Here is a 2,772-nt window from a genome sequence, read left to right as displayed (position 1 = left end):
CGCCACAACGAGAACCCCAAGCCATATCGATGGACCAAGTCCGCAGACGACATTCTCGCCTCCGTCAAACGCTTCTGCCAGAAGGCGGAACAATCCTTATGCCACGAAATTTAGATTCAGATGACTAGCAGAAGGACGCCGAACCTACGGCGTTCTTCAGGCGAGAGGCGTCCAGATCACGTCGTCGATCCTGAGCGCGCCGGTGGCGAGCATGACCAGCCGGTCGAAGCCCAGGGCCGAACCGCTCGCCTGCGGCATGATGGCGAGAGCCGAGAGAAAATCCTCGTCCAGCGGATAGCGCTCGCCATAGACGCGCTCCTTCTCGTCCATTTCGGCGGCAAAGCGCCGCCGCTGCTCTGCCGGATCGGTGAGTTCGCCAAAAGCATTGGCGAGCTCGACGCCGCAGCAATAGAGCTCGAAGCGTTCGGCGACGCGGGAATCATCTGCGCTCGGCCGGGCGAGCGCGGCCTCCGAGATCGGATAGCCGTAAAGAATGGTGGCCCGCCCCTGCCCCAGCTCCGGCTCGACCTTTTCCACCATCACCCGGCTGAACAGGTCGGCCCAGTTGTCATCTTCGGCCGTGCGTAGCCCGGCCTGGACCAGCGCCGCCTGCAGCGCTTCGCGGTCGGTGCTGCCGTCGGCGGCCACGGTAGCGAGCAGGTCGATGCCGGCATAACGCGAAAAAGCGTCGGCGACGCTCAGGCGCTCCGGCTCGACGAACGGGTCGGCCTCACGGCCGCGAAAGCGGAAGGTTTTTGCACAGGCACGCTCGGCCGCCAGCGCCAGCAGCGCGGCACAGTCGGCCATCAGGCTCTCATAGGTCTCGCCGACCCGGTACCATTCGAGCATGGTGAATTCGGGATGGTGCAAGGGGCCACGCTCGCGGTTGCGCCAGACTGCGCCCAGGCTGAAGATGCGCTGCTCGCCGGCGGCCAACAACTTCTTGCAGGCGAATTCCGGCGAGGTGTGGAGATAGAGCGGCGAGCGTATGGCATCCGGCCCGATCGCCTCGGTGGCAAAGGCCGACAGATGCGCCTCATTGCCGGGCGAAACCTGCAGCGCCGCGGTGGTGACTTCGATGAAGTCGCGCCGCGCGAACCAGTCGCGCATGGAGGCTGCGATCGCGTTGCGCTGGATCAGCCGCGGCCGGCGGTCGGCGTGGACGTCGGGCGTCCACCAAGGCGAAGCGGTGATCATCGGGCCAGGCTCATCGGCAATGGACGTGCACTGGGGGCTGGCGGTTCGGGCCAAGATGCGCTAGGCCGCAGCGGACGGCTCTCGCGGCCGATTTGTGCCAATCGGCTCTTTCAGGCCAACAAACTTTAGGATTGTTCCCCGTGGTGAAGGTCATCGCCAGTTCCCTACGCAAAGGCAACGTCGTCGATAAGGACGGCAAGCTCTATGTGATCCTCTTTGCCGAAAACATCCACCCTGGCAAGGGTACGCCCGTGACCCAGCTCGACATGCGCCGCATCGGCGACGGGGTGAAGGTTTCCGAGCGCTACCGGACCACCGAGCAGGTCGAGCGCGCCTATGTCGAGGAGCGCGAGCACACGTTCCTTTACGCCGACGGCGAAGGCTATCATTTCATGAATCCGGAAACCTACGACCAGGTGGCGGTGTCGGAGAGCGTGGTCGGCGACGCCGCGCCCTACCTGCAGGAAGGCATGCCGGTGCAGGTCTCGCAGTTCAATGGCATCGCGATCTCGCTGGTGCTGCCGCAGCGCGCCACCTTCGAGGTGGTCGAGACCGAACCGGTGACCAAGGGCCAGACGGCGTCTTCGTCCTACAAGCCGGCAATGCTGTCCAACGGCGTGCGCACGGCGGTGCCGCCGCACATCAGCGCCGGCACGCGCGTGGTGGTGATGACGGCCGACGGTGCCTATGTGGAGCGCGCCAAGGACTGAGGCGCGAGGCCTCCCTCCCCCGATGGATTCTCGATGACGCTCAATTCATTCGAGCCAATGCGCGTCGGCACGACCGGCTGCGCTTGGAGGATTTAGGAACTCGGAAGACCTGCTCTCGACAGCATTTCAAGCAGCCGGGAATGATGATGGTCCTTCATATAGCGCGGCAAAAAGCCAGGGCAGACATTGCCCAGATTGAGATGTGGAAGCTGTGACAGGCAATGATGGATGGCCCGGGAAGCCTCTTCGTTGTTACCGGTCGCCGACGCGGCCGCGGCCCAATAAAGGGCGCCACGAACGAAGCCCGGCTTGGTCCTGACCACCTTGCGGGCGACTTCGAGCGCCCGCCGATCGTCACCAGCGGCGAACAGCGCCACAACCAGGCCGTGGTGACGCCAGAAGTCGATGACGTCATGCGTTCCGAGCCGGATCGCCTCGTTGGCCTCGCGCATGGCTTCGCTGAGCTGACCGCGCAAAGCGAAGAGCATCGAAATATCACCGTGGCCGCTGGGATAGCTTGGGTTGAGACTAATCGCATGCCGGCATTCGGCGATCGCCTCGTCGATACGGCCGGCGCTTTCGAGAGCAAAAGACAGGATGCACCGGGCAATCTCGTCGTCCGGCACCGCCCTCACCGCATCTTCCGCAAGTGCCAGCGCATGCTCGATTTGACCCTGCTCCCGAGACAACGCGCCAAAAGCCACGCCCATGGAGATCAAGATCGAGAGCGTCCGCTTGGCACGGGCATTGTCGGGGCTAAGCGAAAGTGCCTTCTCGGCGAGCTCTATCCCGGCCAGGAGTGAGTCTCGAGTCATCTCGAAATACTTCATGAGCGCTTCGTTCACCAACCTGCGCACTTCGGGCG

2 protein-coding genes and 1 pseudogene are annotated in these 2,772 nt (G+C 63.8%); 1 reads left to right on the top strand and 2 read right to left on the bottom strand.

Going from position 1 to position 2,772, the window contains the following annotated elements; translation table 11 throughout:
• Positions 1-156: 156 nt before the first annotated feature.
• Positions 157-1,197 (bottom strand): EF-P lysine aminoacylase EpmA, encoded by a 1,041-nt coding sequence (epmA, locus tag D3227_RS40035; protein WP_120019429.1) that lies wholly within the window; start codon positions 1,195-1,197, stop codon positions 157-159.
• Positions 1,198-1,337: 140 nt separating this feature from the next.
• On the opposite strand from epmA, the gene efp reads away from it, so the two are divergent.
• Positions 1,338-1,907 (top strand): elongation factor P, encoded by a 570-nt coding sequence (efp, locus tag D3227_RS40030; protein ID WP_081482215.1) that lies wholly within the window; start codon positions 1,338-1,340, stop codon positions 1,905-1,907.
• A gap of 92 nt (positions 1,908-1,999) precedes the next feature.
• On the opposite strand, the pseudogene D3227_RS40025 reads toward efp, so the two are convergent.
• Positions 2,000-2,772: pseudogene (locus tag D3227_RS40025) on the bottom strand (BTAD domain-containing putative transcriptional regulator); the annotation flags it as partial.

The sequence above is a fragment of the Mesorhizobium waimense genome, assembly GCF_003601975.1.
Classification (GTDB): Bacteria; Pseudomonadota; Alphaproteobacteria; order Rhizobiales; family Rhizobiaceae; genus Mesorhizobium; species Mesorhizobium waimense.
This window is presented reverse-complemented; position numbering and strand designations above follow the sequence as displayed.

What these genes read in the sequence shown, in the direction of transcription:
- epmA (WP_120019429.1), bottom strand. Translation starts at nt 1,197, where the DNA reads ATGATCACCGCTTCGCCTTGGTGGACGCCCGACGTCCACGCCGACCGC.